This window comes from Poseidonibacter antarcticus (genome assembly GCF_003667345.1).
GTDB lineage: Bacteria > Campylobacterota > Campylobacteria > Campylobacterales > Arcobacteraceae > Poseidonibacter > Poseidonibacter antarcticus.
Map to the genome: position 1 here is coordinate 51,755 of NZ_RCWF01000007.1, position 22,195 is coordinate 73,949.

Consider the following 22,195-nt stretch of genomic DNA (forward strand, 5'->3'; position numbering starts at 1 on the left):
TTAAACAATAAATAACGGAGAAACGTATGTTTTCAAATATCTCTATAAAAGTAAAGTTATTACTATTGGCTCTTATTACAATAGTTTTTATATCTTTATCTATTGCAATTGATTCTATTTATTCAATAAATCAATTTTCAGATCAAAATGTAGAAAAGTATAAAAAGAATGCTTATGAAAAAAAAGAAAAAGAGTTACAAAACTATATTTCATTAGCAATGAAAACAGTAGATGCTTATCATAAAAGAACAGAAATCTCAAAGATAAAACTAGAAGTTCAAGATAATTTAAAAATACAAACAAATTTTTTATTTTCAATTTTACAAGCTGAATATGAAAAATTAAAAGGTGTTTTATCAGAAGATGCACTTAAGTATAGATTAAAAACTATAGTAGAAGAGAGTAGATATGGTAAAACTGGATATTTTTGGATCAATGATACAAATGCTGTTATAGTAATGCATCCTTTTAAACCACAGTTAAATGGTAAAGATCTTACTAATTATAAAGATAAAGGTGGAAAGCAAATATTTAAAGAATTTGCAGATTTAGCAAAAGCAAAGAATGAAGGTTTTGTTGACTATGTATGGCCAAAACCTGGATTTGAAACTCCACAGAAAAAAGTATCTTTTGTTAAATTATTTAAACCATATAACTGGGTAATAGGAACTGGAGAATATGTATCAGATGTTTCTTCAAAAATAAAAAAAGAAGCTTTAGAAACTATTAGTCAAATGAGATATGGTAAAACTGGATATTTTTGGATTAATGATTCTTCACCAAAAATGATAATGCATGGAATTAAACATGATTTAGATGGAAAAGATTTATCAAATATTAAAGATAAGACAGGGAAATATATATTTAAAGAATTTTCAAAAGTTGCAAATGCTGATAAATCAGGTGGCTTGGTAAAATATATGTGGCCAAAACCTGGATTTGATGTAGAACAACAAAAATTTTCATATGTACAGAAATTCGCAGCTTGGGATTGGGTAATTGGAACAGGTGTTTATATTGATGATGTTGAAGCTGATATTTTATTAATGAAAGAAAATACTTCAGAAGAAATTAATGATATTATAATAAGCATTATAATTTTTTCATTGATTGCAATATTATTAGTATATATAATCTACTCATTTTTAATTAATAAAGCAATTATTACACCACTTTGGAATTTAAATGAAGTTATAAAAAATATGTTAAAAAATGATTCAAATACTAACGAAATTGAAAAATCTTCTAATGATGAGGTAGGTAAACTAGTTGATAGTTTTAATGCTTATATCCGTAAATTAAAAGATGGTGTAGCTGAAGATGCAAAAGTAATTGAAGAAGTTGATGATGTAATTACTAAAGTTAATAATGGATTTTACGTATATAAAGTACAGAAAAATTCTAATAATCCACAAATTCAAGAATTAAGAAATTCAATTAATTCAATGATTGAAAAAACAAATGAGAATTTAAGTGTATTAAATAATACTTTACTAAGATATGGAAATTCAGATTTTACATTTGATAGAAAAGAAGCTTCTAGTGAAGTAAGTGGAATTATTTCTTCTATTAATTCAAGTACAAAATTAATAGGTGTTACTGTTTGTGAATTATTATCAATGATTGTTTCAAGTGGTAAAAAATTAAATACTGATACCAATATTTTATCTACATCTGCAAATAATTTATCAAGTTCAGCAAATGAACAAGCTGCATCTTTAGAAGAAACGGCAGCAGCATTAGAAGAGGTAACTTCAATTGTTAAATCAAATGTTCAAAAAGTACATCAAATGTCTTCTTTAGCAAATGATTTACAAATATCATCTAATGAAGGTCAAAATTTAGCTTCGAAAACAACACAGGCAATGGATGATATTGATAAACAAGTTAATTCAATTAATGATGCAATTACAGTAATAGATCAAATTGCATTCCAAACAAATATACTTTCTTTAAATGCAGCAGTAGAAGCAGCGACAGCAGGAGAGGCAGGTAAAGGTTTTGCAGTTGTTGCACAAGAGGTACGAAATTTAGCAAATAGATCAGCAGAAGCTGCAAAAGAAATTAAAGGTATTGTTGAAACAGCAACGTTAAAAGCGAATGAGGGAAAAGTTATTGCCAATAATATGATTGGTGGATATACTGACCTTAATGAAAAAATTACTCAAACAATAGAATTAATTGAAGATGTATCAAGTGCAAGTATTGAAGAGGAAAGTGGAATTGTTCAAATAAATGATGCTATAAATACCTTAGATCAAGTAACTCAAGTTAATGCAAGTTCTGCTACTACTATTAGTAATTTAGCAAATGAAGTTTCAGGACTATCTGAGAATTTATTAAAAATAGCAGATCGAGCAAATTTTAATGAATCAAGTTTAAATGAAATTTCAGATATTGATTTGGTATTCAAAATTTCTAAATTAAAAAATGATCATATTAAATTCAAAAATACAAATTTTGAAAAAATAGGAACAACTAATATTTCTTGGTCGGTAACTAAATCTAGTGATTGTGATTTAGGAAAATGGATCAAAGAGCAAGAAAAAAACGCTAAAGAATTTACAAAAAATATAAATTGGAAGAATTTAAAACATAGTCATGAACTTGTACATAGTAGTGTACAAGAATATATAAATGAAACTTGTAAAGATGACGCTGATAATGATAATTTAACGATGTTCGCAAAACAGTTAGATAAATCTACTCAGGAAGTTTTTATTGCATTAGATCAAATAAAAAAAGATAATGTTATAGCTGATAAAAGTAAAGTAGAAAAAGCCACTCCTATTACTAGGATAAAAGAAGATAAGTATAAAGGGTCTAAAACTACAGTAAACACATCAGTGAACAGGGTAATAGAATCAAAAGTATCAAATAATGATGACGATGAATGGGAAAGCTTCTAAGAAGCTTTCTTTTTTAATTTGGTTTAATTGTCGGGAAACCTAAACTTAACCATGATTGAATTCCACCTCTATACCATTTAAGTTTTTCTTCTGGATATCCAATAGCAATTAAGTTTTTCATAGATAGAGGTGATTGTCCACACCAAACTCCATTACAAAATAGTAATAATTCTTTTGCATTCGTAAAATCATAACCGTCATCTGTAATTTCAACACCTAATATATCCATCGCATCAACAAAATCATCAGGATATTGAGCCTTATTCAAGTGAATAAATGGAACATTAACAGCACTAGGTATTGTTTGATTTAAATACCAATTTACAGTTCGTGAGTCAACTAAAAGCATATTTTCATTATCATTTGCTTTGTCAATAAAATCTAAAACTTCAATTTCACCATAAGTTTCAACCTTAGGAGAATATTTTATTGGAGAAACTTTTCCTAAATAAGTAATAAAACTTTTTTTACAATCTTGGGGAACTTTTTCATCTACTAAATTCCCACCTAAAATAGTGCTAGGATTAAATTTAACACCTTTACAATTATCTGGTTTCTCTCTTTTTATTGTGATGCTCTTTATTTCATCATTAGAATCTGTATATGAAACATCCACACCAATTGTCTCTAAGGAAGAAGCACTTAAAAAACTACTTACTAGTATACTTGATATTATTAACTTTTTCATTTTATTCCTTTGTATAATATAGTTATTTATTATATATTATTAATTTTAAAGTTGACTAAAATACTTTGATATTATAATTATATAAAATTTAGGTATAATTGCGCTTTTAACAAATATTAATAAATTATAAATATTACCAAGGACACATTATGAATAATAACAAAGTAGAATTACTATCACCTGCAGGAAGTTTAGAAAAAATGAAAATTGCAATAAACTACGGTGCAGATGCAGTTTATGCTGGAGTTTCTCACTTCTCTTTACGAATTAGAGCAGGTAAAGAATTTACATTTGAGACATTTAAAGAAGGGATTGAATATGCACATGCTCGTGGAAAAAAAGTATATGCAACAATCAATGGATTTCCTTTTAATTCACAAATTGATTTACTAAAAAAACACATTGAAAAGATGGCAGAACTTAAACCTGATGCTTTTATCGTAGCAGCTCCTGGTGTTGTTAGATTATGTAGAGAAATAGCACCTGAGATTGATATTCATTTATCAACACAAGCTAATGTTCTTAATTATCTAGATGCTCAAGTATTCTGGGATATGGGTGTTAAAAGAATTGTTGTTGCACGTGAAATATCATTAAAAGATGTTATTCAAATTAAAAAGCATTTACCAGAAATGGAAATAGAGATTTTTGTGCATGGTTCAATGTGTTTTGCTTATTCTGGAAGATGTTTGATCTCAGCTGTTCAAAGTGGACGAGTTCCAAATAGAGGTTCATGTGCAAATGATTGTAGATTTAATTATACGTTATATGCAGAAAGTGAAAATCAAAGTACATTATTTAGACTTGAAGAAGATCCAGGTGTTGGAACGTATATTTTTAATTCAAAAGATATGAACTTAGCTTCGCATATTCAAGAAATTCTTGATTCAGGTGCAGTTGATTCACTTAAAATTGAAGGTAGAACTAAATCTCCATATTATGCAGCAGTAACAGCACATGCATATAGAGAAGCAATTGATGATTATTATGCCAATACATTTGATGCCGATAAATATCAAAGAGAACTTCATACTACAAAAAATAGAGGTTTTACAGATGCTTATTTAGTTCATAGACCATTTGATAAATTGGATTCTCAAAATCATGAATATGCATTATCAAAAGGTTCATATGAAGTTACTGGACTTATTACAGAAGATGAAAAGCATTTTATGTGTAAGTATAAAGTTTATCCAAATCAAGATATAGAAATTTTCACTCCAAAAGATACAAAAATCGTTGAATGTGATAACGAAATTGGGAAAATTTACAAAAAAGAAGATGGAATTTATTATATTAATTTCAAAAAAATCTTAACTGAAACAAATAAGCAAATGGAATCTGTTCATAGTGGTAATACTAATAAAATTCAATTACCAGGTACATTGCCTTATTTAACAATATTAAGAACAGAAAATACTGAAATATAGGTATTTAATAAAACAATGATTTTTTTTAGAGTTTCCCAAAATATTAATATAAAAACTACTGATGGTACTTTAGTTGCTTACCACAAATTTAAAATGCCATCAAACTTAGAGAACGAGACTGTTTATATCTCAACTCAAAATGATTTTGAGGATTTAAAAGAAGTTTTTAAAAATGTAGATAAAGTAAAATATACTACAAGATTTTTGAAAGAAGATAAAATTAAAAGCTTAGCAAATTTCCCTATTGAATTGGGAATTTCTAATGAGAATGAATATTTAAAATCTCTTAAGTATGAAAAAGATATAAAAAAAAATATTATAAAAGATAAAGAAGAAATAATTTCTTTATTGAATGATTCAAAACAAGTTGATTTATATAAACAATTAGTATCTAAGAAAAAAGATGAAGTATCGATAGTAATTATTGGCAGACTTGGAAAAAGTATTAGTGAAATGATAAGTGCATCAACAGCACTTAGAATTTTATATGATAAATTAAAAGAAGTTTTTAAAAATGTTAAAATGGATTTATATATAAATGCATCAAATAACAATTTTTATTCAAGAGATAGACAAATTTATCTTAAACAGAATTTTATAAATGAAGTATTGCCACTAAGTATTACAAGTAAGAAATTTTTTACTTATGATTATTTTATTGATAATAGTTCTGTGATTGAAAAATCATCTTATTTTCAGAACTTAAATTATGTTGATGCGTGGTTATATAAGTTTGGATTAGATTATAAAAAAATACCTTCTTCTTTAAAATATAATGAATTAAGTATTGATAATATTAAAGTCTCAAAAAGTCTAGAAAATAAAATAAATTTATTAAAAACAAAAGGAAAAATACTTTTATTTCATCCTTTTTCAGCAAGTGTAAAAAAGACAATACCTCAAAATATTGCTTCTTCAATACTAACTAAAATGTTAACAAAATTTGATGATTATACTATTATTTCAACTTTAAATATTGATACAAAAATTGATGATGATAGATATGTAAATTTATCTAAAGAATCTAAGAGTATAAATGATTTTATTTATATTATTTCTCAAATGGATTCGATTATAACAACGGATACATCAACTTTTCATATATCAGATGCCTTTATGATACCAACTATTGTATTATCAACTGACAAAGAAATTGATAAAAGAGTGAAGTATTATAATTACACAAAAGTAATAAAAATTAAAGATGAATCGAAGTCTTTATCCAAGTTCATTTATGATAATGATTCTTTAACATTGTATAGATTTAAATCGTGGGAAAAGCTGAAATTATCGAAGATTATTAAACTATTAGATACTTTTTGATATAATCGTGACTTTATAGAAAATACAAGGAATAAAAATGAATTTTATATCAATTATTATGGGTAGTAAATCTGACTATGAAATTATGAAACACTGTGCAGATACGTTCGAAAGATTTAATGTAAATTATGAACTTATTATCTCATCAGCTCATAGATCTCCAACAAGAACTAAAAATTATATTAAAGAAGCAGAAGAAAAAGGTGCTATTGCATTTATTGCAGCTGCTGGTATGGCAGCTCATTTAGCAGGTGCTTTAGCATCTGTTACAACTAAACCTGTTATTGGTGTTCCAATGAAAGGTGGAGCAATGGATGGAATGGATGCAATGCTTTCTACTGTTCAAATGCCAGCTGGTATGCCTGTTGGTACTGTTGCACTTGGAAGATCAGGTGCTATTAATGCAGCATATTTTGCAATGCAAATTCTCGCAATTACAAATAAAGAATTAGCTGTAAAATTAAAAGAAGATAGAATTGTTCAGGCTAAAAAAGTTGAAACAGATTCTAAAGAAGTAGAAGTACTTTTATAATATAAATTAGTGCTATTTTATTAGCACTGATTTTACTTTTTATTAAAATCAAAAATATATCAAAACAAAATTAACACTAGGGATTAAATAGATGCTTACATTTTCACAAATTCTATTAAAATTACAAGAATTTTGGGCAAAAGAAGGATGTAATATTGTACAACCTTATGATATTCCAGCTGGTGCTGGAACTTTTCATCCAGCAACACTTTTACGAAGTTTAGACTCAACACCTTGGTCAACAGCTTATGTTGCACCAAGTAGAAGACCAACTGATGGAAGATATGGAGAAAATCCAAATAGATTAGGTGCTTATTATCAATTTCAAGCATTAATTAAACCAAGTCCTGACAATATTCAGGATTTATATCTTCAATCATTAGAATATTTAGGTTTAGATTTATCTAAGCATGATGTTAGATTTGTTGAAGATAACTGGGAATCTCCAACACTAGGTGCATGGGGACTTGGTTGGGAAGTTTGGCTTGATGGAATGGAAGTTACTCAATTTACTTATTTTCAACAAGTAGGAGGAATTGCGTGTGATCCTGTTGCTGTTGAAATTACATATGGAACAGAAAGACTTGCAATGTATTTACAAGGTGTTGATTCTGTATTTGATATTGTATGGAATGAAAATAAATATGGAACTACAACTTATGCAGATGTTCATAAAGAAAGTGAATATGAATTTTCAAAATATAACTTTGAAATAGCTAATACAGAAATGTTATTTAGACATTTTGATGATGCTTTTAAAGAATGTAATATTTGTCTTGAAAATGGACTTCCTCTTCCTGCTTATGATCAATGTATGATGGCATCACATGCTTTTAATACATTAGATGCAAGAAAAGCTATTTCAGTAACTGAAAGACAAAATTATATTTTAAAGGTACGAGAATTATCTCAAGGTTGTGCTGTTTTATATAAAAGTCAAGAAGAAGAAAGACTAAAAAGAATAGGTAGATAAATAATAGTGAAAGTACAAAATATATACAATTTTTTAAATGATCTATCACCTTTTTCATATCAAGAAAAATGGGATAATAGTGGACTTCTTGTAGGTTCTTTAGATGATGAAATAAAAAAAGTATATATTAGTATTGATTTAGATGAAGAATTAATTGATGAAGTTGAAGACAATTCTTTAATTATTACCCATCATCCTTTGATTTTTTCAGCTTTAAAAAAAATTAATTATGATTCATATAGTACTAAATTATTACAAAAATTAATTAAAAAAGATATAGCTTTAATTTCAATGCATACAAATATAGATAAAACGCATTTAAATAAATATGTAGTAAGTGAGATTTTAGGTTTTAAAATTGAAAATACAGATGAATTTATATCTTATGCAAATGTAAATATGAAGTTTAATGATTTAGTAAAATATGTATCAAAAAAATTGGATTTAAAAACTACAAAAGCCGTTAAATGTAACAATTTTATAAAAAATGTAGCAATTGTTACAGGTGCAGGGATGTCTTTAATTAGTGAAGTAAAAGCAGATTGTTTCTTAACAGGTGATATAAAATATCATGATGCAATGGAAGCAAAAGCTAGAGGTATTTCATTAATTGATATAAGACATTATGAGAGTGAAAGACACTTTAGCAACTTGCTAGAGGGACTTCTTTCAGAATATTTGAAAAAAAATGAATTAAAAGCTATAATAACAGCTTCAAAAAATCCATTTGATTTTTTTATAGAAGGAGAAACTATTGAATAAGTATTTACAGGATTTAATCAAATTATCTAAATTTGATACATCAATTAGCATGTTCGAACCAAAAATCGAAAATGAAAAAGCAAAACTTGCAACATTTGTTGAAACAGCAGAAGATATTAAGGCATCAATAAATGCTTTATATCTAGAAGTTGATGATATCAAATCTAAAAGAAGTAAGAATAATGTTCACTTAAGTGAATTAAAATCTAAGTTAGACGATATTTCTAAGAAGAATGATAATATTCAAACAGAAAAAGAGTTAAAAGCTTTACAATTAGAAGAAGAAATTGCTAAAGAACAAATTACTTTCGCAAATGAAGAAATAAATAGATTAGATACATTAAGTGAGTCTAAAGAAGAAACACTTAAAGAATTACAAGAACAATTAACTGAAGAAGAAGAATCTATTAAAGATATTCAAGTTGCAGTTGATAATACTATTGAAGAAATCAATAAAGAACGAAATCTTGTATATCAAGAAAGAAGTGAATTATTAGAGAAATTTGATAATAAAATTTTAACATTCTATGAAAAAATTAAAAGATGGGCAAAAGATTCTGCTGTTGTTCCTGTAAAAAAACAAGCATGTTATGGTTGTCATATGAAAATTAATGATAAAACATACGCAGAAGTTATAAAATCAGAAGAGATTGTAAACTGTCCACATTGTGGTAGAATTCTTTATAAAGAAGATGAAATAGAAGAACAAACACAAAAGGCTTAATTTTGAGCCTTTTTAGTGTATTTTACTATTTACTTTTGTTTGTAGTATATATACTAGCAATACCTTATTTAATTTTTAAATCAAGAAATCCAAAATATAGACAAGCAATTCCCTCAAAATTCTTTTTAAAAAATAATCCAAAGTTTAATGAAAATGGAATATGGTTTCATTCTTGTTCAATGGGTGAAACAAAAGCTATTAAGCCTTTAATAGATTATTATAAAGAGAATGTAAATGTATCAGTTATTACAAATACAGGATATGAAGAGGCACTTAAAAGTACTTCAAATGTAAGATATTTACCTTTTGAAATATTTTTACCATTTTGGGTGAATAAACAAAAAGTTCTAGTTGTTATGGAAGCTGAATTATGGTTTATGCTTTTTTTAGTAGCAAAAAGAAAAGGTGCAAAAACTTTTTTAATAAATGCAAGAATTTCTGATAAATCATATAATTCTTATAAAAGATTTTCTTTTCTTTATAAAAGAATATTTGAGAATATTGATAAAGTTTTTGCACAAAGTGATATTGATAAAAAAAGATTAGAGCAATTAGGTGCGAAGAATGTTGAAACTATTGGAAATATAAAATTAGCACAAATGCCAGTAGTAACTGAAGTTTTAGAAAAAGTTGATGATGTATTAATTACAGCAGCAAGTACACATAAAAATGAAGAAGAATTAATTCTAAAATCATATAAAAGAAGTCAAGGTAAACTAGTAATCGTTCCTAGACATCCAGAAAGATTTTTGGAAGTAGATTTATTAATTAAAGAGTATATAAAAGGTAAGTCTTTTACTTATCATAAATATTCACAACAAGAAGACTTTGATTCAGATATAATTTTAGTAGATAAAATGGGTATACTAAATAATATATTTGCTATTTCAGATCTTGTTATTTTAGGTGGGGCATTTGAAAAAATTGGTGGACATAATCCAATTGAACCTGCATATTTTAATTGTAAAATAGTAAGTGGAATGAATATATTTAATCAAAAACCACTTTTTGAGTGTATTGAAAATTATTACTTAATAAAAAATGATGAATTAGGTGATTATTTAAATAATATTAAAAATCTAAAAAAACCAGTTTTAAAAAAGATTGGTTCACTAGATCCCATAATAAAGGAAATAAATGGCTGGACGAGATAAAGCATACAAATTATTAGCAATGCAAGAAGGAATTTCTAATTCTAAAGCAAAAGAGTTAATAGATAAAGGACTTGTAAGAGTTGCTGGAAAAAAAGTAATGATTGCACGTGGTGAAATTAGTGCAGATGTTACTTTTGTAGTAAAAGATATTGCTCCAATAAAAGTGATATTTCAAGATAACGATATCTTAGTAGTAGATAAACCTGCATTTTTAACAGCAGATGAAGTTGCTAGAAAATATCCTGATGCAATATTGCTTAACAGACTTGATAAAGAAACAAGTGGTGTTATGATGTTTGCAAAAAATGAAGATTTTCAGAAAAAAGCAATAAAAGAATTTAAACAAAACAGAGTTTATAAAGAATATGTTGCAATTGTTGAAGGTAAGGTTATTGAAGAAATTGTCATTGATAAACCTATTTTAACAACAAAAGATAGAGGTAGTGCTAAATCAAAAATTGATGTAAAAAAAGGTAAACCAGCTAAATCAACTGTTTATCCAATGCTAGTAGAAGGTAACAAATCAAAAATCAAGATTGTTATTGAATCTGGAAGAACACATCAAATTAGAGTTCATCTTAATTCTGTTGGTTTACCAATTATTGGTGATGCAATTTATGGTAGAACTGCTAGTAATGTTACTAGAGTATTATTGCATTCAAAAATCACTAAAATATTTGACTATGTATTCGAAGCTAGAGAACCTAGAGAATTTAAAGTGTATGAATTTAATTAAAATTTAAGTTAAAATATAAATAAATATTTCTACAAAGTCCTATAAAATAGACTTTGTAGAAAAAAACTAAAAAACTAAAACTAAAACTAATCTTAATAAACACAAATTTAACCTATCTTGAAGTATTAAAAAAGTATAATCCACAAAATTAAAAAAATCTAGGAGTAGGGCTTTGTTTGATTCAATAACCGGTTCGATAAAAAATGCTGTTAATAAAATAAGACATAAAGATGATGTTGCTTCATTAAAAAAAGCAATTGTTGAATTAAAAAAATCTTTATTAAAAGCAGATGTTCATCATAAAACTACAAAAGAATTATTATTAGCAATTGAGCTTGAAACAAAAAGACTTGGTATTGGGCAAGACTCATTTATCAGTGCTTTAAAAACAGAATTAACTAAAGTATTAACAACTGAAGGTAATCAAGGTTTTGTTTATTCAAACACACCACCTACTACGATTTTAATGACAGGGCTTCAAGGTTCTGGTAAAACAACAACAACAGGTAAATTAGCTAACTATTTAAAACAAAGAAATAAAAAAGTTTTAGTAGCAGCTGGCGATTTACAAAGACTTGCAGCAGTTGAGCAATTAAAACAAATTGCCGCACAAGTTGAAGTTGATATTTATTTTGATGATAATGAAAAAGATCCAATTGCAATTGCTAAAGCTGCTCAAGAAAAAGCTATAAAAGAACATTATGATGTTTTATTAGTGGATACTGCGGGTCGTCTTGCAATTGATGAAGAGTTAATGACTCAATTAAAAAATGTTAGAGATGCGATTAAAATAGATGAAATTTTCTATGTTGCGGATTCTTTAACAGGACACGATGCTACAAAAACTGCAGCTTCATTTAAAGAGCAAATTGGTATTGATGGTGTTATTCTTTCTAAATATGATGGAGATACAAAAGGCGGGGTTGCCTTATCAATTGCATCACAAGTTGGTGTTCCTTTAAGATTTATTGGTATTGGTGAAAAAATGCCAGACCTTGAAGTATTTATTCCTGATAGAATTGTTTCAAGATTACTTGGACTTGGAGATATAGAAGGTTTAGCTGAAAGAACTTCTGCTGTTATTGATGAAAAACAAGCAAAAGCAGTAGCTAAAAAGATTAAAAAAGGTGAATTTAACTTTAATGACTTCTTAGACCAATTAGCAATGATGAGTAAATTAGGTTCTATGAAATCTATTATTGGAATGATTCCTGGTCTTTCACAAATGGCTGGACCATTAAAAGATATGGATTTTGAAAATTCTGATGAGATTAAAAGAATAAAAGCATTAATAGGTTCTATGACTCAAAAAGAAAGAATGGAACCATCTTTAATGAATCCAAGTAGAAAGAAAAGAATTGCAAAAGGTTCAGGGCTTTCAGAAGTACAAATAAATAAAATATTAAAGCAATTTAAAAATGCTTCAAAAATGGCTAAGAAATTATCATCAAAAGGTGGAATGAAAGGCTTACAAAATATGATGTCTCAAATGGGACCTGGTGGAATGCCTAAAATACCAAGATAGTAATTTGATTTAATAGTGTTGAGCTGTGAACTCACTTTAATTAGAGTTTAGACCTCAATACTATAATAAAAGTATATAAATAAAAGGAAAAAAACATGACAGTAATTAGATTAACAAGAATGGGAAGAAACAAAAAACCATTTTACAGAATCGTTGTAACAGACTCAAGAAAAAGAAGAGATTCAGGTTGGATTGAATCAATTGGTTACTTTAACCCAGTTGCAGAACCAAAAGTATTAAAAATTGACCAAGAAAGATATGATTATTGGTTAAGTGTTGGTGCTAAACCTTCTGAAAAAGTAGCTAAATTAGCTGCAAAATAGTTAGTTGATTAATTGCTATGATTACTAATTTTATTAAAAACTATGCAAAACTTATTGTTAGTGTACCTGAAGATGTAACTGTTACTAAAGAATTAATAGATGATACTTTTGCTGAAATTACAGTTGAAGCAAATAGTTCTGATATTGGTAAACTTATTGGTAAAAATGGTAATATGATTAATGCTTTAAAAACTATGGCAAATGGTTGTAAAGCAAAAGACGGTGTATCATACAAGATACAAGTCGTAGCAAAGTAGATATAAAATGAATAGTAATATATATGTAGCAAAATTAGGGAAAGCTGTTGGTTTAAAAGGACATTTAAAGCTTCATATAGACTCAGATTTCCCTGAGCAATTTAAAAAAGACGCAATCTTTGTAACAAATAGAAAAATAAATCTAAAAGTTATTGAATATAATACAAATAGAGATATGATTTTATTTGAAAATTATGAAGATGTAGACCTAGCAAAAAAACTTATAAATCAAGAACTTTTTGCATCTATGGAACAAACTAGAGAAAATTGTCAATTAAAAGACAATGAGTTCTTTTGGTTTGATTTAATGGGTTGTACGGTTTATGAAGATGATTTAAAATTAGGTACAATTAAAGATATACATAGATACCCTGTTAGTGATTATTTAGAAGTTACTACAGATGAATCTTTAGTATCAAAAGATTTACCCAAAACTTTTTTATTACCACATTTATTTGATAAATATATTTTAAATGTTGATATACTAAAAAAAGAAATTAAAGTAAAAGATGCATATGCTATATTAGAAAACTCATAGAGTTTTTTAGTACTTACATCTTTTAGAAAATTCTTCTTTTGTTAATTCAACTTCATATGAATTTATGATTCCATTCTCTTGTAATTTTTTATATATTTCACTTCTTTTCTTATCATCTTTAAATGGTCCATAATAGATTTCAATTCTATTTAAGTCATCTCTACATAGTTTTATATCACTGTAAATATTAGTAATTTTATCTAGATATGATTTATACAGTTCACCTTTAATTTTTGCAACATTAATTAAAGATACAAATTCACTTTTTTCTTTAAGTGATTCATCTTTATCTTCTTTAATTATTGCTACTTCTTTTTTAATTTTAGGTTTAACTTGAACAACATTATTCTTATTTTTTTCTATTTCTTCTTTATTATTAATCATTTCATCTCTAAGTGCGATTGCTTGATTTTTTAATAATTCAAGTTCTTCTTTCTGTTTTTGTAATTCTATTTTTTTATTTTCTAAATTTTCTTTTTCTTTAGTTAGTTTTTCCTCTTCTAAAGCTAAAGCCTCTTTCTTCTTTTTCTCTTCTTCTCTTTTAATCTTTTTGGCTTCTTCTTCTTTTTCTCTTTTGTTAATTTCTTCTTCTTGAACTATATTTTTATTTGTTAGTAGTAAAAGTTGTTTATTTAATTTTTTAGAATTTATATCTTTTATATTAAAGCTATTAGTTTTTACACTAATTTTTTCTTCTTTAGGAGTTTCTTTGATTTTTATTTCTTCTGATTGAAAAAATCCCATAAAAAAAAGTATTGTTCCTAGAATTAATGTTAAAAATAAAAATCCTACTACTGAAAATAATATTTTATTTAGGATTGGTATCTTCTTCTTTTTTACAAGTTGGTCTTCATTAGAGTTTTTATCATTTGAGACTTTTTGAGTTTTTATCTCATCATCTAAAGAAATATTTGTTTCTTCATCTATTTCTTGTATATTTTCTTCTTCTGCCATGATTCACTCTTTTTTTAAGATTTTCTTTTTTCTTTTTGTTTTGCTAATATTTTTTCTTTATTTCTTTGATAATATTCTCTTCTATACTTTTTTAACTCTTCTTTTTTCTTTTCTCTATACTCTCTATCATATTCTAATCGTTTCTTTTTATTTTCTGTATAATATTCTTTTTTTTTATTCTTATACTCATTTATTTTTGCAACAATTAATTCTTTTCTATTATCTATATGTATTTTTTGAGCTTTTGCTATTTCTTTTATTTTACTTACAAAGTTATCATCATTTAATTCTTTTGAGTAATCAATCTCTTTCCTCACTGATTTTTTAGATGCTTTTTTCTTTAAGTAATACTCTTTCTTTTTTTTCTTATGTGCGGAAAAATTTTTTTCTCGAAGTCTCTTTAATTCTTCTAAATTCATATATTATTTATTTACTTAGCTTTTTAATCGATTTACTGTATCTAACATACTATCTGTTGTTGTAATTGATTTAGAATTAGCTTCATATGCTCTTTGTGCTGTAATTAAATCAACCATTTCATTTACTAATTTTACATTCGATAACTCAATCATTCCCTGTCTAACTCCACCGAACTGGTCTGTTAATGGATTACCTGTTTGAACATCTCCTGATGCTTCAGATTGCATATATAATGATTCACCTAAAGGAGTAAGTCCTGAAGGATTTATAAAATCAGCTATTTCTATTTGTCCTAAATCAACTGTATCTCCAGTTGTTGGATCTGTTGCGGATACAATACCATCTGTACCAAAACTAACATCTGTTACATTATCAGGTACAACAATTTCAGGAGACAATTCATACCCATTTCCATTAACAATAGTCCCTTCTTCATTAAGCTTAAAAGCTCCATTTCTTGTATAGGCTGTTTCTCCACTTGGAAGTGTAATTTGGAAAAAACCACTTCCTTCAATTGCTAAATCTAAGGTATTTGAAGTAAGTTTTAAATCACCTTCGCTAAAATTTTTTTGAATACCTGAAATTCTAACTCCCAGACCTGTATCAATACCTGTAGGATTTCTAGTTGTTTGCGAAGTTTGTCCTGCTGTATAATTTAATGTTTCATACATTAAATCTTGGAACTCAGCTCTATCTTGTTTAAAACCTGTTGTATTTACGTTTGCAATATTATTTGATGTTACATCAATTTGGTGTTGCATAGAGTTCATACCAGTTGCTGCAGTGTAAAGTCCTCGAATCATAACTTTTCCTTTAGAGTATTTATATAATATATTATTATATTTTAACAACAATTAAAAATAGATAAATTATAAATACTGTTTTCTTCTTATTAAGTGAAAATTTAAAACAAATCATATATAATATATTATATTTTAAAGTAATATTAAATAAAAAGGTTAAGTAATGAAAATTCTTATAGTTGATGACAGTTCTACCATGCGAAGAATTATTGGAAACGTAGTCATGCAATTAGGTTTTAAAAAAGAGGAATTCGATGAAGCTGAAGATGGTGTTAAAGCTTGGAAATTACTTGGCGAATCACATTATGATGTAATCTTAACAGACTGGAATATGCCTAATATGAATGGTTTACAATTAGTGCAAAAGACAAGATCTGAGGGTACACATATGAAGACACCAATTATTATGATTACTACCGAAGGTGGTAAAGGAGAGGTTATAACAGCTCTTAAAGCAGGTGTTAATAACTATATTGTTAAGCCTTTTAATGCAGAGATTTTAAAAGAAAAGCTTGATGGAGTATTAAAAAAATAATATAAGGTTTTAGTATGAGTATGAGTCAAGAAGAAATTGAAGCTTTAATGAATGGTTTAGATATCGAGGATGATGCTTCAGATAGTAAGGAAGAACTACCAGTTGTAGAAGAAAAGAATTCTGTTATTAATACTGATGAGATTGAAGAATTAATTTCTCAAAATGAAGATGTCAAAATACAAGAGCCTAAAAAAACTGAAAATGAAACTTTAGAGAATAATGATATTGATGCATTACTAAAAGAATTAGAAATTACTGATAAAAATGAAAAAGAAGTTAGTAATGAAGATAGTAAATTAGAATCAAGTGAAGTTACTGATACTAATGATATTACTCCTAAAAGTTTTGATGATGTATCTGCAGATGAAGAAGGTATTGTAGAGTCTACAAATAAAGTTAATATTGAATCAAATAATGAAGAAGAAATTGGTAAAAATTGGGCAGGATCAAAGATTAATGAAGGTGTTTTCCCTTTACCTGCTGATAATGATACAAAAGTAGTAAACCAATTAAGTCAAGTTGCAAATGATTCAGAAGAAAAAGTATCTCAAATATTTGATGTACTTAGTTTAGCTTTAGATAATAATAGTGATATTAGAAATAAAATAGAAAGTTTTGAGAATTATATTAATTCAGAATTAGAATTATTAAATTCATTAAGTACTAAATTCCCAAATATTGAGGTGTTTAATACACAGAAAACATTATCTATTGAAATGTCTAATAATCTAAAAGATATGAGTTCTATTGTTAATTCAGAAGATAAGAAAATTTATGAAGCTATGGAATTAATGCAATTTAATGATATTAATAGACAAAAAATAGAAAGAGTGATGTCTGTTATTAGAAGATTATCTTTATATCTCAATAATTTATTTGAAGATGATGGCTCAACTCAAGAAATTGCAGTAGCAAAACATATCCCAGGGGATGCAAATCATGATTTAATTGGTGATGATTTAGATAAACTAATAGATGAATTTGGAAAATAAAAGGTAAATTATGAATCAAGGTACATATCCATTAGCTGCATCAATGATTAATCAAATAAATCGTTTAGATCAGATAAGTAATAATTTAGCAAATGTTAATACTAGTGGTTTTAAGCAAGATGGTTTAACTGAAACAACATTTAATTACTATTTACAAAGAGCACAAACTGAAGATTTCACTCCTACAAAAATAAGTACTATTACCAATAATATTCCTAAAATTGATGCAAAATATATTGATAGTGAAGTGGGTCCAATTACAAGTACTGGTAATAAATTAGATTTCGCATTAGAACAACCCGATACTTTTTTTAAATTACAAGATAAAAATGGAGACATTGTTTATACTAGAGATGGAGCATTTAAAGTATTAGATGGTTTTTTAGTGGATTCAAATGGTAATAATATACTAAATGCTGATAATGAAGCTATTGAAATTAATGATAATGTAAGAGAACAAATTGGAGTTACTCAAATACCTTTCTCAAATTTAGAAAAAGTAGGTAGCAATAATTTTAAACTAAAAGATGATACTGAACTTGCTATTTATGATAATAATGATGGTTTAATAATTGAAGGTGCAATTGAAAAATCTAATGTAAATTCTGTTACAGCCATGGTTGAATTAATTGATGCACATAGAAGATTTGATCAATCTCAAAAAGCAATTAAAACTATTGATGAAATGAATGGAACAGTTATTGATAAAATAGGGAGTAATACTAACTAATGGAAGCAAGTAATATAACAAGTACACTTTTTAATAATTTAAATTTTAGAGCTGAAAGGCAAAAAGTTATATCAAGTAATATTGCAAATATTAATACTCCTAATTATAAAACAAAAGATTTAACATTTGAAAATGAATTAAAAAATGTACAATCACCAATTTTAGAACTATCTCAAACAAAAGGTAACCATTTTTCTAATATTAATAACAACATGAATATATCTACTCCATCTTTAATTAAAGTGCAAGGCTTAGAAGAACAAAATGATGGTAATAATGTAAATTTAGATGCACAAATGAGTGAAATGTCAAAAAATAAGATTTTATTTGATGCTGTTCAAACAGCAATAAAAAAAGATTCTACATTATTTAGATCAGTAATTGAATCATCTGCTAAAAATTAATTAGGATAAATGATATATGGATCAACTTGTAAAATTTATAAATAATTTAAATCCTGCACAAAGAGCAGTTGTAATTGGAGGATTTTCTCTATTATTTGTTCTTTTAATTGGATTGTTAGTTTATTCAAATATCAAAGCTGAAGATAAAAAATTAAATTATACAATTGCCTCAAATCTAACAAAATCTCAAGTAATGCTTGCAAGTGATGAATTAGAAGCTTCAGGGATTGAATTTTCTGTAATTGGGAATGGTAATAATCTTACTTTAAAAACATCAAAAGAGTTTATAAATATTGCTAAGATAAAGCTTGTTACAAGCGAAGCTTCAACTAGTCAACACGTAGGTTGGGAAATATTTGAGAAATCTTCTTTAGGTACTACAAATTTTGAAAATAAAGTCAAATACTTAAGAGCTTTAGAGGGTGAATTATCTAGATCTTTAGAGTCTTTAACTGGTGTTTTAAGAGCTAGTGTAAAAATTGCAATTCCAAAAGACACTATATTTACTGAAAGGAAAGCAGATACAACTGCATCTGCTGTTTTATCATTAAAACCTGGAATTTTTTTAACACAAAAACAAATTAATGGAATTAAAAATTTTATTTCATCTGCTGTTCCTAATTTAAGACAAGAAAATATTAAATTAATTGATCAAGATGGTAGTTTACTTCAAAAGTCATCAGATGATATGGATAATATTAAATCTTTAAATCAAAACAAATATAAAGATAAAATAGAAAATGATTATGAACAAAAAATTATAGCATTATTAGAACCTTTTGTTGGTTTAGGAAGAGTTGTTGCTAGAGTAAATGTTGATTTAGATTTTGTAAAAAAGAATATAGAAGAAGAGATATATGATCCTGAAGGGACAATAAGAGCACAGCAAGTAATAGAAAATACTTCAAATTCTCAAGGTGTAGCTGCTAATACAGGGGGTACAGCCGGTGTTGATAATAATATTCAAGAACCAGGAAATGCAAATGCTTCAGGAGTTACAAATTCCAATAGTGAGGGAACAAATACTGTTACAAATTATGAGATATCAAAAAAAATAATTAAACAAAAAGATAATAATTATTCAAAAATCAATAAAATAAATGCGGCAGTTACTTTTGATTCTAGTGTTTTAAATGATGTAGAAAATAAAGAAGAATTTTTGTCTTCTATTACATCTATTGTTGAAGATACAATAGGATATGAGCAGAAAAGAGGAGATAAAATTACAGTAAGAGATTTTAAGTTTTTAGGAGTTAAATCTTTAGATGAAATTAAACAGCAAGTAGATGAAAATGGTAATGTTATTGCAATCGATGATGGGAATGCTGTTGATACTCTTACTATGATAAAATCTATACTTAAAGAGTTTAGTGAATATTTCCAATATTTAATTGCTGCAATTTTACTTTTTATTTTTTATAAAAAATTTATTGTAAATCATGAAGTTGTAATATTAGGGGATAATGTTAGCGCTGAAAAAAGTAGTGAAGCTAATAGTGAAAACAATTTTGAAGATTATTCAAATGAATTTGATTTAGATTCTGCACAAGGTAGATTAAAGTCAAAAATCAAAAGTCAAATTATAAATAATATAGAAGGATTAGATGAAGAGTCTGCTACAAAATATGAAGTATTTATAGAAGAATTAGATAAAGAGATCAACAATAAACCAGAAGAAATTGCAAGTATGATTGAACTACTTCTTTCTGAAGGTAATATCAATTTTAAAGTAGGAAATAGATAATGTCTGAAAATAATGATTTACTAAAAGGTATGTCAATGATGGACAAAGTAGCTAGATTCTTTGTTTTAATTGGCGAAGAATCGACGGTAAAAATTTTTCAATTTTTACCAAAAGAATTAGTTGAAGATATTTCTACAGCTATTACACAAATTTCATCAATTAATAAAGATATTTCATTAGCTATTTTAGAAGAATTTCATTTATATACAAGATCAAAAAGTTTTATTACTTCAGGTGGATATAATTTTGCAAAAGATATTCTATATAAATCCTTAGGTAAAGGTGAGGCAGATGAAGTTTTAGCAAAACTTTCAAGAATGAAATTAGCTTCTCAATCATTTACATACTTAGATGCAATAAATCCAAAACAATTATCAGATTTTATTAAAGATGAATCTCCTCATACTATAGCTGTTATTTTATCTCATATGAATTCAACAAAATCTGCTGATGTATTAATGCAACTTGAAGAAGAAACAAGAGTAAAAGTAACTATGCAAATGGCAACAATAAAAGATGTTTCCCCAGATGTTGTACGAACAATTTCAGTTGTTTTAGAGAAAAAGTTAGAATCACTCTTCTCTTCTATAGTAGATGTTGGAGGAGTAAAAGTTGTTGCTGATATGCTTAATAAATTAGGACCTAAATCGCAAGATATATTAAAAAATATTAATGGTATTGATACTTCTCTTGCTACTAAAATAAAAGAAAATATGTTTGTATTTGAAGATTTATTAAATCTTGACACTGAATATATAATGAAAATTCTTCAAAATGTTGATACAGGTGATGTTGCTGTTGCTATGAAAAATGCTCCAGAAGAAGATATGGAAAAAATTACTAACGCAATGTCTCAAAGAGCTAGAGATAGATTTATTGAAGAGTTTGAAATGCTTAATAAAGTTAAAATAAAAGATATAGAAAATTCACAAAGAAAAATGCTTGATGTTGCCCAAAAAATGATCGAAGATGGCATAATTGACAGAGATATGGATGAATAATGACAGGTAATAACGTATATTCAAATGCAAAAGTTGTAAATAATAATACAAATGCAAAAGTTGAAAAGTATGAATTAGGAACATTTATTAATAATACTTCAACTAATACACCTACAACTTCTAATACAATTTTAGATGATAGAGAAATAAACGGGAAAGTAGACCCACTACTTATTGAAGTTAGAAATTTGGGTAATCAATTATCTGAACTTACAAGAAAAGTTACAAATATTGAAAATGATGGTATATCAGGAAAAGATGTTGATGCTCAAGTTGTTCAAGCTATAAAAGATTTAAAACATTATGCTGCTTTTTTTGAACAAGCAACATTTCAAATGGAAGCTAAACTTTTAAAAACATCTATTTCTATTGCTCAAAAAATAATTAGTATAGAAGTTGGCGAAAATTCTGCAAAAATGGCAAAACAAACTATTACACATTTATTAGAAAAGATTAAAACTGCATCAAAAGTTCAAATTCATTTAAATCCAAAGGATTATGAAATATTAAAAGATCAATTAAATTTAGAAAGTTTTATTGAACTCCGTCAAGATGCTAATGTATCAGCAGGTGGTGTTGTTATAGCTAGTGATTTAGGAAATTTTGATGGTAATATAGAAGCAAAAGTTGCCTCAATGCTTGAAACATTAGATATGGTTACTTAATGAACAAATAATTTAAATTACTTAATTACAAATACTCTACTATTATGATACAATATATTAAAATAATTTATTT

The 22,195-nt window shown here is 26.6% G+C and carries 24 protein-coding genes; 20 read left to right on the forward strand and 4 right to left on the reverse strand.

Annotated features, from left to right (window positions below; all coding sequences use genetic code 11):
* Window positions 1–26: 26 nt before the first annotated feature.
* Window positions 27–2,909, forward strand: coding sequence for a cache domain-containing protein (locus tag D9T19_RS09575; protein ID WP_121628012.1), 2,883 nt, complete (start codon window positions 27–29; stop codon window positions 2,907–2,909).
* A 13-nt stretch (window positions 2,910–2,922) separates the two neighbouring features.
* On the opposite strand, the gene D9T19_RS09580 is transcribed toward D9T19_RS09575, so the two are convergent.
* Window positions 2,923–3,597: a rhodanese-like domain-containing protein gene (locus D9T19_RS09580; RefSeq protein ID WP_121628013.1), complete on the reverse strand. Its 675-nt coding sequence runs from the start codon at window positions 3,595–3,597 to the stop codon at window positions 2,923–2,925.
* A 149-nt stretch (window positions 3,598–3,746) separates the two neighbouring features.
* On the opposite strand from D9T19_RS09580, the gene D9T19_RS09585 reads away from it, so the two are divergent.
* The 12 genes from D9T19_RS09585 (at window position 3,747) to rimM (ending at window position 13,874) form a co-directional block, all read left to right on the forward strand.
* Window positions 3,747–5,027 carry a peptidase U32 family protein gene (locus D9T19_RS09585; protein WP_121628014.1) on the forward strand — a complete coding sequence of 427 codons (1,281 nt, stop codon included), beginning with the start codon at window positions 3,747–3,749 and terminating at the stop codon, window positions 5,025–5,027.
* A gap of 15 nt (window positions 5,028–5,042) precedes the next feature.
* Entirely contained in the window at window positions 5,043–6,350 is a 1,308-nt protein-coding gene (locus D9T19_RS09590; protein WP_121628015.1) for a glycosyltransferase family 9 protein, read from the forward strand.
* 37 nt (window positions 6,351–6,387) lie between these two features.
* Window positions 6,388–6,882, forward strand: coding sequence for a 5-(carboxyamino)imidazole ribonucleotide mutase (gene purE / locus D9T19_RS09595; RefSeq protein WP_121628016.1), 495 nt, complete (start codon window positions 6,388–6,390; stop codon window positions 6,880–6,882).
* 91 nt (window positions 6,883–6,973) lie between these two features.
* On the forward strand, window positions 6,974–7,855 hold the full coding sequence (glyQ, locus tag D9T19_RS09600; protein WP_121628017.1) for a glycine--tRNA ligase subunit alpha: 882 nt from the start codon (window positions 6,974–6,976) through the stop codon (window positions 7,853–7,855).
* Window positions 7,856–7,861: 6 nt separating this feature from the next.
* Window positions 7,862–8,617 (forward strand): Nif3-like dinuclear metal center hexameric protein, encoded by a 756-nt coding sequence (locus D9T19_RS09605; RefSeq protein WP_121628018.1) that lies wholly within the window; start codon window positions 7,862–7,864, stop codon window positions 8,615–8,617.
* A complete protein-coding gene (locus D9T19_RS09610; protein ID WP_121628019.1) occupies window positions 8,610–9,341 on the forward strand; it encodes a zinc ribbon domain-containing protein in 732 nt (243 codons plus the stop codon). Before D9T19_RS09605 ends, D9T19_RS09610 begins: the two co-directional genes overlap by 8 nt.
* Window positions 9,342–9,343: 2 nt before the next feature.
* Window positions 9,344–10,495, forward strand: coding sequence for a lipid IV(A) 3-deoxy-D-manno-octulosonic acid transferase (gene waaA, locus D9T19_RS09615; protein ID WP_228197998.1), 1,152 nt, complete (start codon window positions 9,344–9,346; stop codon window positions 10,493–10,495).
* Window positions 10,479–11,231 carry a pseudouridine synthase family protein gene (locus tag D9T19_RS09620; protein WP_121628021.1) on the forward strand — a complete coding sequence of 251 codons (753 nt, stop codon included), beginning with the start codon at window positions 10,479–10,481 and terminating at the stop codon, window positions 11,229–11,231. The genes waaA and D9T19_RS09620 overlap by 17 nt, the downstream gene beginning before the upstream one ends.
* Before the next feature lie 172 nt (window positions 11,232–11,403).
* Window positions 11,404–12,756, forward strand: coding sequence for a signal recognition particle protein (locus tag D9T19_RS09625; RefSeq protein ID WP_121628022.1), 1,353 nt, complete (start codon window positions 11,404–11,406; stop codon window positions 12,754–12,756).
* Between the two features lie 95 nt (window positions 12,757–12,851).
* Window positions 12,852–13,079 carry a 30S ribosomal protein S16 gene (gene rpsP, locus D9T19_RS09630; RefSeq protein WP_076088164.1) on the forward strand — a complete coding sequence of 76 codons (228 nt, stop codon included), beginning with the start codon at window positions 12,852–12,854 and terminating at the stop codon, window positions 13,077–13,079.
* A 17-nt stretch (window positions 13,080–13,096) separates the two neighbouring features.
* The gene (locus tag D9T19_RS09635; protein ID WP_121628023.1) at window positions 13,097–13,336 is read left to right on the forward strand and encodes a KH domain-containing protein; all 240 of its coding nucleotides are present in this window, start codon (window positions 13,097–13,099) and stop codon (window positions 13,334–13,336) included.
* A 7-nt stretch (window positions 13,337–13,343) separates the two neighbouring features.
* A complete protein-coding gene (gene rimM / locus D9T19_RS09640; protein ID WP_121628024.1) occupies window positions 13,344–13,874 on the forward strand; it encodes a ribosome maturation factor RimM in 531 nt (176 codons plus the stop codon).
* 6 nt (window positions 13,875–13,880) lie between these two features.
* Here the strand turns inward: rimM and D9T19_RS09645 are convergent, their stop codons facing one another.
* The 3 genes from D9T19_RS09645 to flgG are packed head-to-tail and all read right to left on the reverse strand — an operon-like array spanning window position 13,881 to window position 16,051.
* The gene (locus D9T19_RS09645; RefSeq protein ID WP_121628025.1) at window positions 13,881–14,828 is read right to left on the reverse strand and encodes a hypothetical protein; all 948 of its coding nucleotides are present in this window, start codon (window positions 14,826–14,828) and stop codon (window positions 13,881–13,883) included.
* Between the two features lie 14 nt (window positions 14,829–14,842).
* The gene (locus D9T19_RS09650; protein ID WP_121628026.1) at window positions 14,843–15,247 is read right to left on the reverse strand and encodes a hypothetical protein; all 405 of its coding nucleotides are present in this window, start codon (window positions 15,245–15,247) and stop codon (window positions 14,843–14,845) included.
* Window positions 15,248–15,262: 15 nt separating this feature from the next.
* A complete protein-coding gene (flgG, locus tag D9T19_RS09655; RefSeq protein WP_121628027.1) occupies window positions 15,263–16,051 on the reverse strand; it encodes a flagellar basal-body rod protein FlgG in 789 nt (262 codons plus the stop codon).
* Window positions 16,052–16,214: 163 nt separating this feature from the next.
* On the opposite strand from flgG, the gene D9T19_RS09660 reads away from it, so the two are divergent.
* The 7 genes from D9T19_RS09660 to D9T19_RS09690 are packed head-to-tail and all read left to right on the forward strand — an operon-like array spanning window position 16,215 to window position 22,122.
* Window positions 16,215–16,586: a response regulator gene (locus tag D9T19_RS09660; RefSeq protein WP_121628028.1), complete on the forward strand. Its 372-nt coding sequence runs from the start codon at window positions 16,215–16,217 to the stop codon at window positions 16,584–16,586.
* Window positions 16,587–16,600: 14 nt separating this feature from the next.
* The gene (locus D9T19_RS09665; RefSeq protein ID WP_121628029.1) at window positions 16,601–17,578 is read left to right on the forward strand and encodes a hypothetical protein; all 978 of its coding nucleotides are present in this window, start codon (window positions 16,601–16,603) and stop codon (window positions 17,576–17,578) included.
* Window positions 17,579–17,588: 10 nt separating this feature from the next.
* Window positions 17,589–18,308 (forward strand): flagellar hook-basal body protein, encoded by a 720-nt coding sequence (locus D9T19_RS09670; RefSeq protein ID WP_121628030.1) that lies wholly within the window; start codon window positions 17,589–17,591, stop codon window positions 18,306–18,308.
* Window positions 18,308–18,712 carry a flagellar basal body rod protein FlgB gene (gene flgB / locus D9T19_RS09675; RefSeq protein WP_121628031.1) on the forward strand — a complete coding sequence of 135 codons (405 nt, stop codon included), beginning with the start codon at window positions 18,308–18,310 and terminating at the stop codon, window positions 18,710–18,712. The genes D9T19_RS09670 and flgB overlap by 1 nt, the downstream gene beginning before the upstream one ends.
* Window positions 18,713–18,728: 16 nt before the next feature.
* Entirely contained in the window at window positions 18,729–20,456 is a 1,728-nt protein-coding gene (fliF, locus tag D9T19_RS09680) for a flagellar basal-body MS-ring/collar protein FliF (protein ID WP_121628032.1), read from the forward strand.
* Complete coding sequence (gene fliG, locus D9T19_RS09685; protein ID WP_121628033.1) at window positions 20,456–21,457, forward strand: flagellar motor switch protein FliG; 1,002 nt, start codon at window positions 20,456–20,458, stop codon at window positions 21,455–21,457. Before fliF ends, fliG begins: the two co-directional genes overlap by 1 nt.
* The gene (locus D9T19_RS09690) at window positions 21,457–22,122 is read left to right on the forward strand and encodes a FliH/SctL family protein (protein ID WP_121628034.1); all 666 of its coding nucleotides are present in this window, start codon (window positions 21,457–21,459) and stop codon (window positions 22,120–22,122) included. Before fliG ends, D9T19_RS09690 begins: the two co-directional genes overlap by 1 nt.
* The last annotated feature ends 73 nt before the right edge of the window (window positions 22,123–22,195 follow it).

Bases quoted from the DNA above. Each gene is read 5' to 3' on its own strand.
- D9T19_RS09575 (WP_121628012.1), top strand. From the start codon at position 27: ATGTTTTCAAATATCTCTATAAAAGTAAAGTTATTACTATTGGCTCTT.
- D9T19_RS09580 (WP_121628013.1), bottom strand. From the start codon at position 3,597: ATGAAAAAGTTAATAATATCAAGTATACTAGTAAGTAGTTTTTTAAGT.
- D9T19_RS09585 (WP_121628014.1), top strand. From the start codon at position 3,747: ATGAATAATAACAAAGTAGAATTACTATCACCTGCAGGAAGTTTAGAA.
- D9T19_RS09590 (WP_121628015.1), top strand. From the start codon at position 5,043: ATGATTTTTTTTAGAGTTTCCCAAAATATTAATATAAAAACTACTGAT.
- purE (WP_121628016.1), top strand. From the start codon at position 6,388: ATGAATTTTATATCAATTATTATGGGTAGTAAATCTGACTATGAAATT.
- glyQ (WP_121628017.1), top strand. From the start codon at position 6,974: ATGCTTACATTTTCACAAATTCTATTAAAATTACAAGAATTTTGGGCA.
- D9T19_RS09620 (WP_121628021.1), top strand. From the start codon at position 10,479: ATGGCTGGACGAGATAAAGCATACAAATTATTAGCAATGCAAGAAGGA.
- rpsP (WP_076088164.1), top strand. From the start codon at position 12,852: ATGACAGTAATTAGATTAACAAGAATGGGAAGAAACAAAAAACCATTT.
- D9T19_RS09635 (WP_121628023.1), top strand. From the start codon at position 13,097: ATGATTACTAATTTTATTAAAAACTATGCAAAACTTATTGTTAGTGTA.
- rimM (WP_121628024.1), top strand. From the start codon at position 13,344: ATGAATAGTAATATATATGTAGCAAAATTAGGGAAAGCTGTTGGTTTA.
- D9T19_RS09645 (WP_121628025.1), bottom strand. From the start codon at position 14,828: ATGGCAGAAGAAGAAAATATACAAGAAATAGATGAAGAAACAAATATT.
- D9T19_RS09650 (WP_121628026.1), bottom strand. From the start codon at position 15,247: ATGAATTTAGAAGAATTAAAGAGACTTCGAGAAAAAAATTTTTCCGCA.
- flgG (WP_121628027.1), bottom strand. From the start codon at position 16,051: ATGATTCGAGGACTTTACACTGCAGCAACTGGTATGAACTCTATGCAA.
- D9T19_RS09660 (WP_121628028.1), top strand. From the start codon at position 16,215: ATGAAAATTCTTATAGTTGATGACAGTTCTACCATGCGAAGAATTATT.
- D9T19_RS09665 (WP_121628029.1), top strand. From the start codon at position 16,601: ATGAGTATGAGTCAAGAAGAAATTGAAGCTTTAATGAATGGTTTAGAT.
- D9T19_RS09670 (WP_121628030.1), top strand. From the start codon at position 17,589: ATGAATCAAGGTACATATCCATTAGCTGCATCAATGATTAATCAAATA.
- flgB (WP_121628031.1), top strand. From the start codon at position 18,308: ATGGAAGCAAGTAATATAACAAGTACACTTTTTAATAATTTAAATTTT.
- fliF (WP_121628032.1), top strand. From the start codon at position 18,729: ATGGATCAACTTGTAAAATTTATAAATAATTTAAATCCTGCACAAAGA.
- fliG (WP_121628033.1), top strand. From the start codon at position 20,456: ATGTCTGAAAATAATGATTTACTAAAAGGTATGTCAATGATGGACAAA.
- D9T19_RS09690 (WP_121628034.1), top strand. From the start codon at position 21,457: ATGACAGGTAATAACGTATATTCAAATGCAAAAGTTGTAAATAATAAT.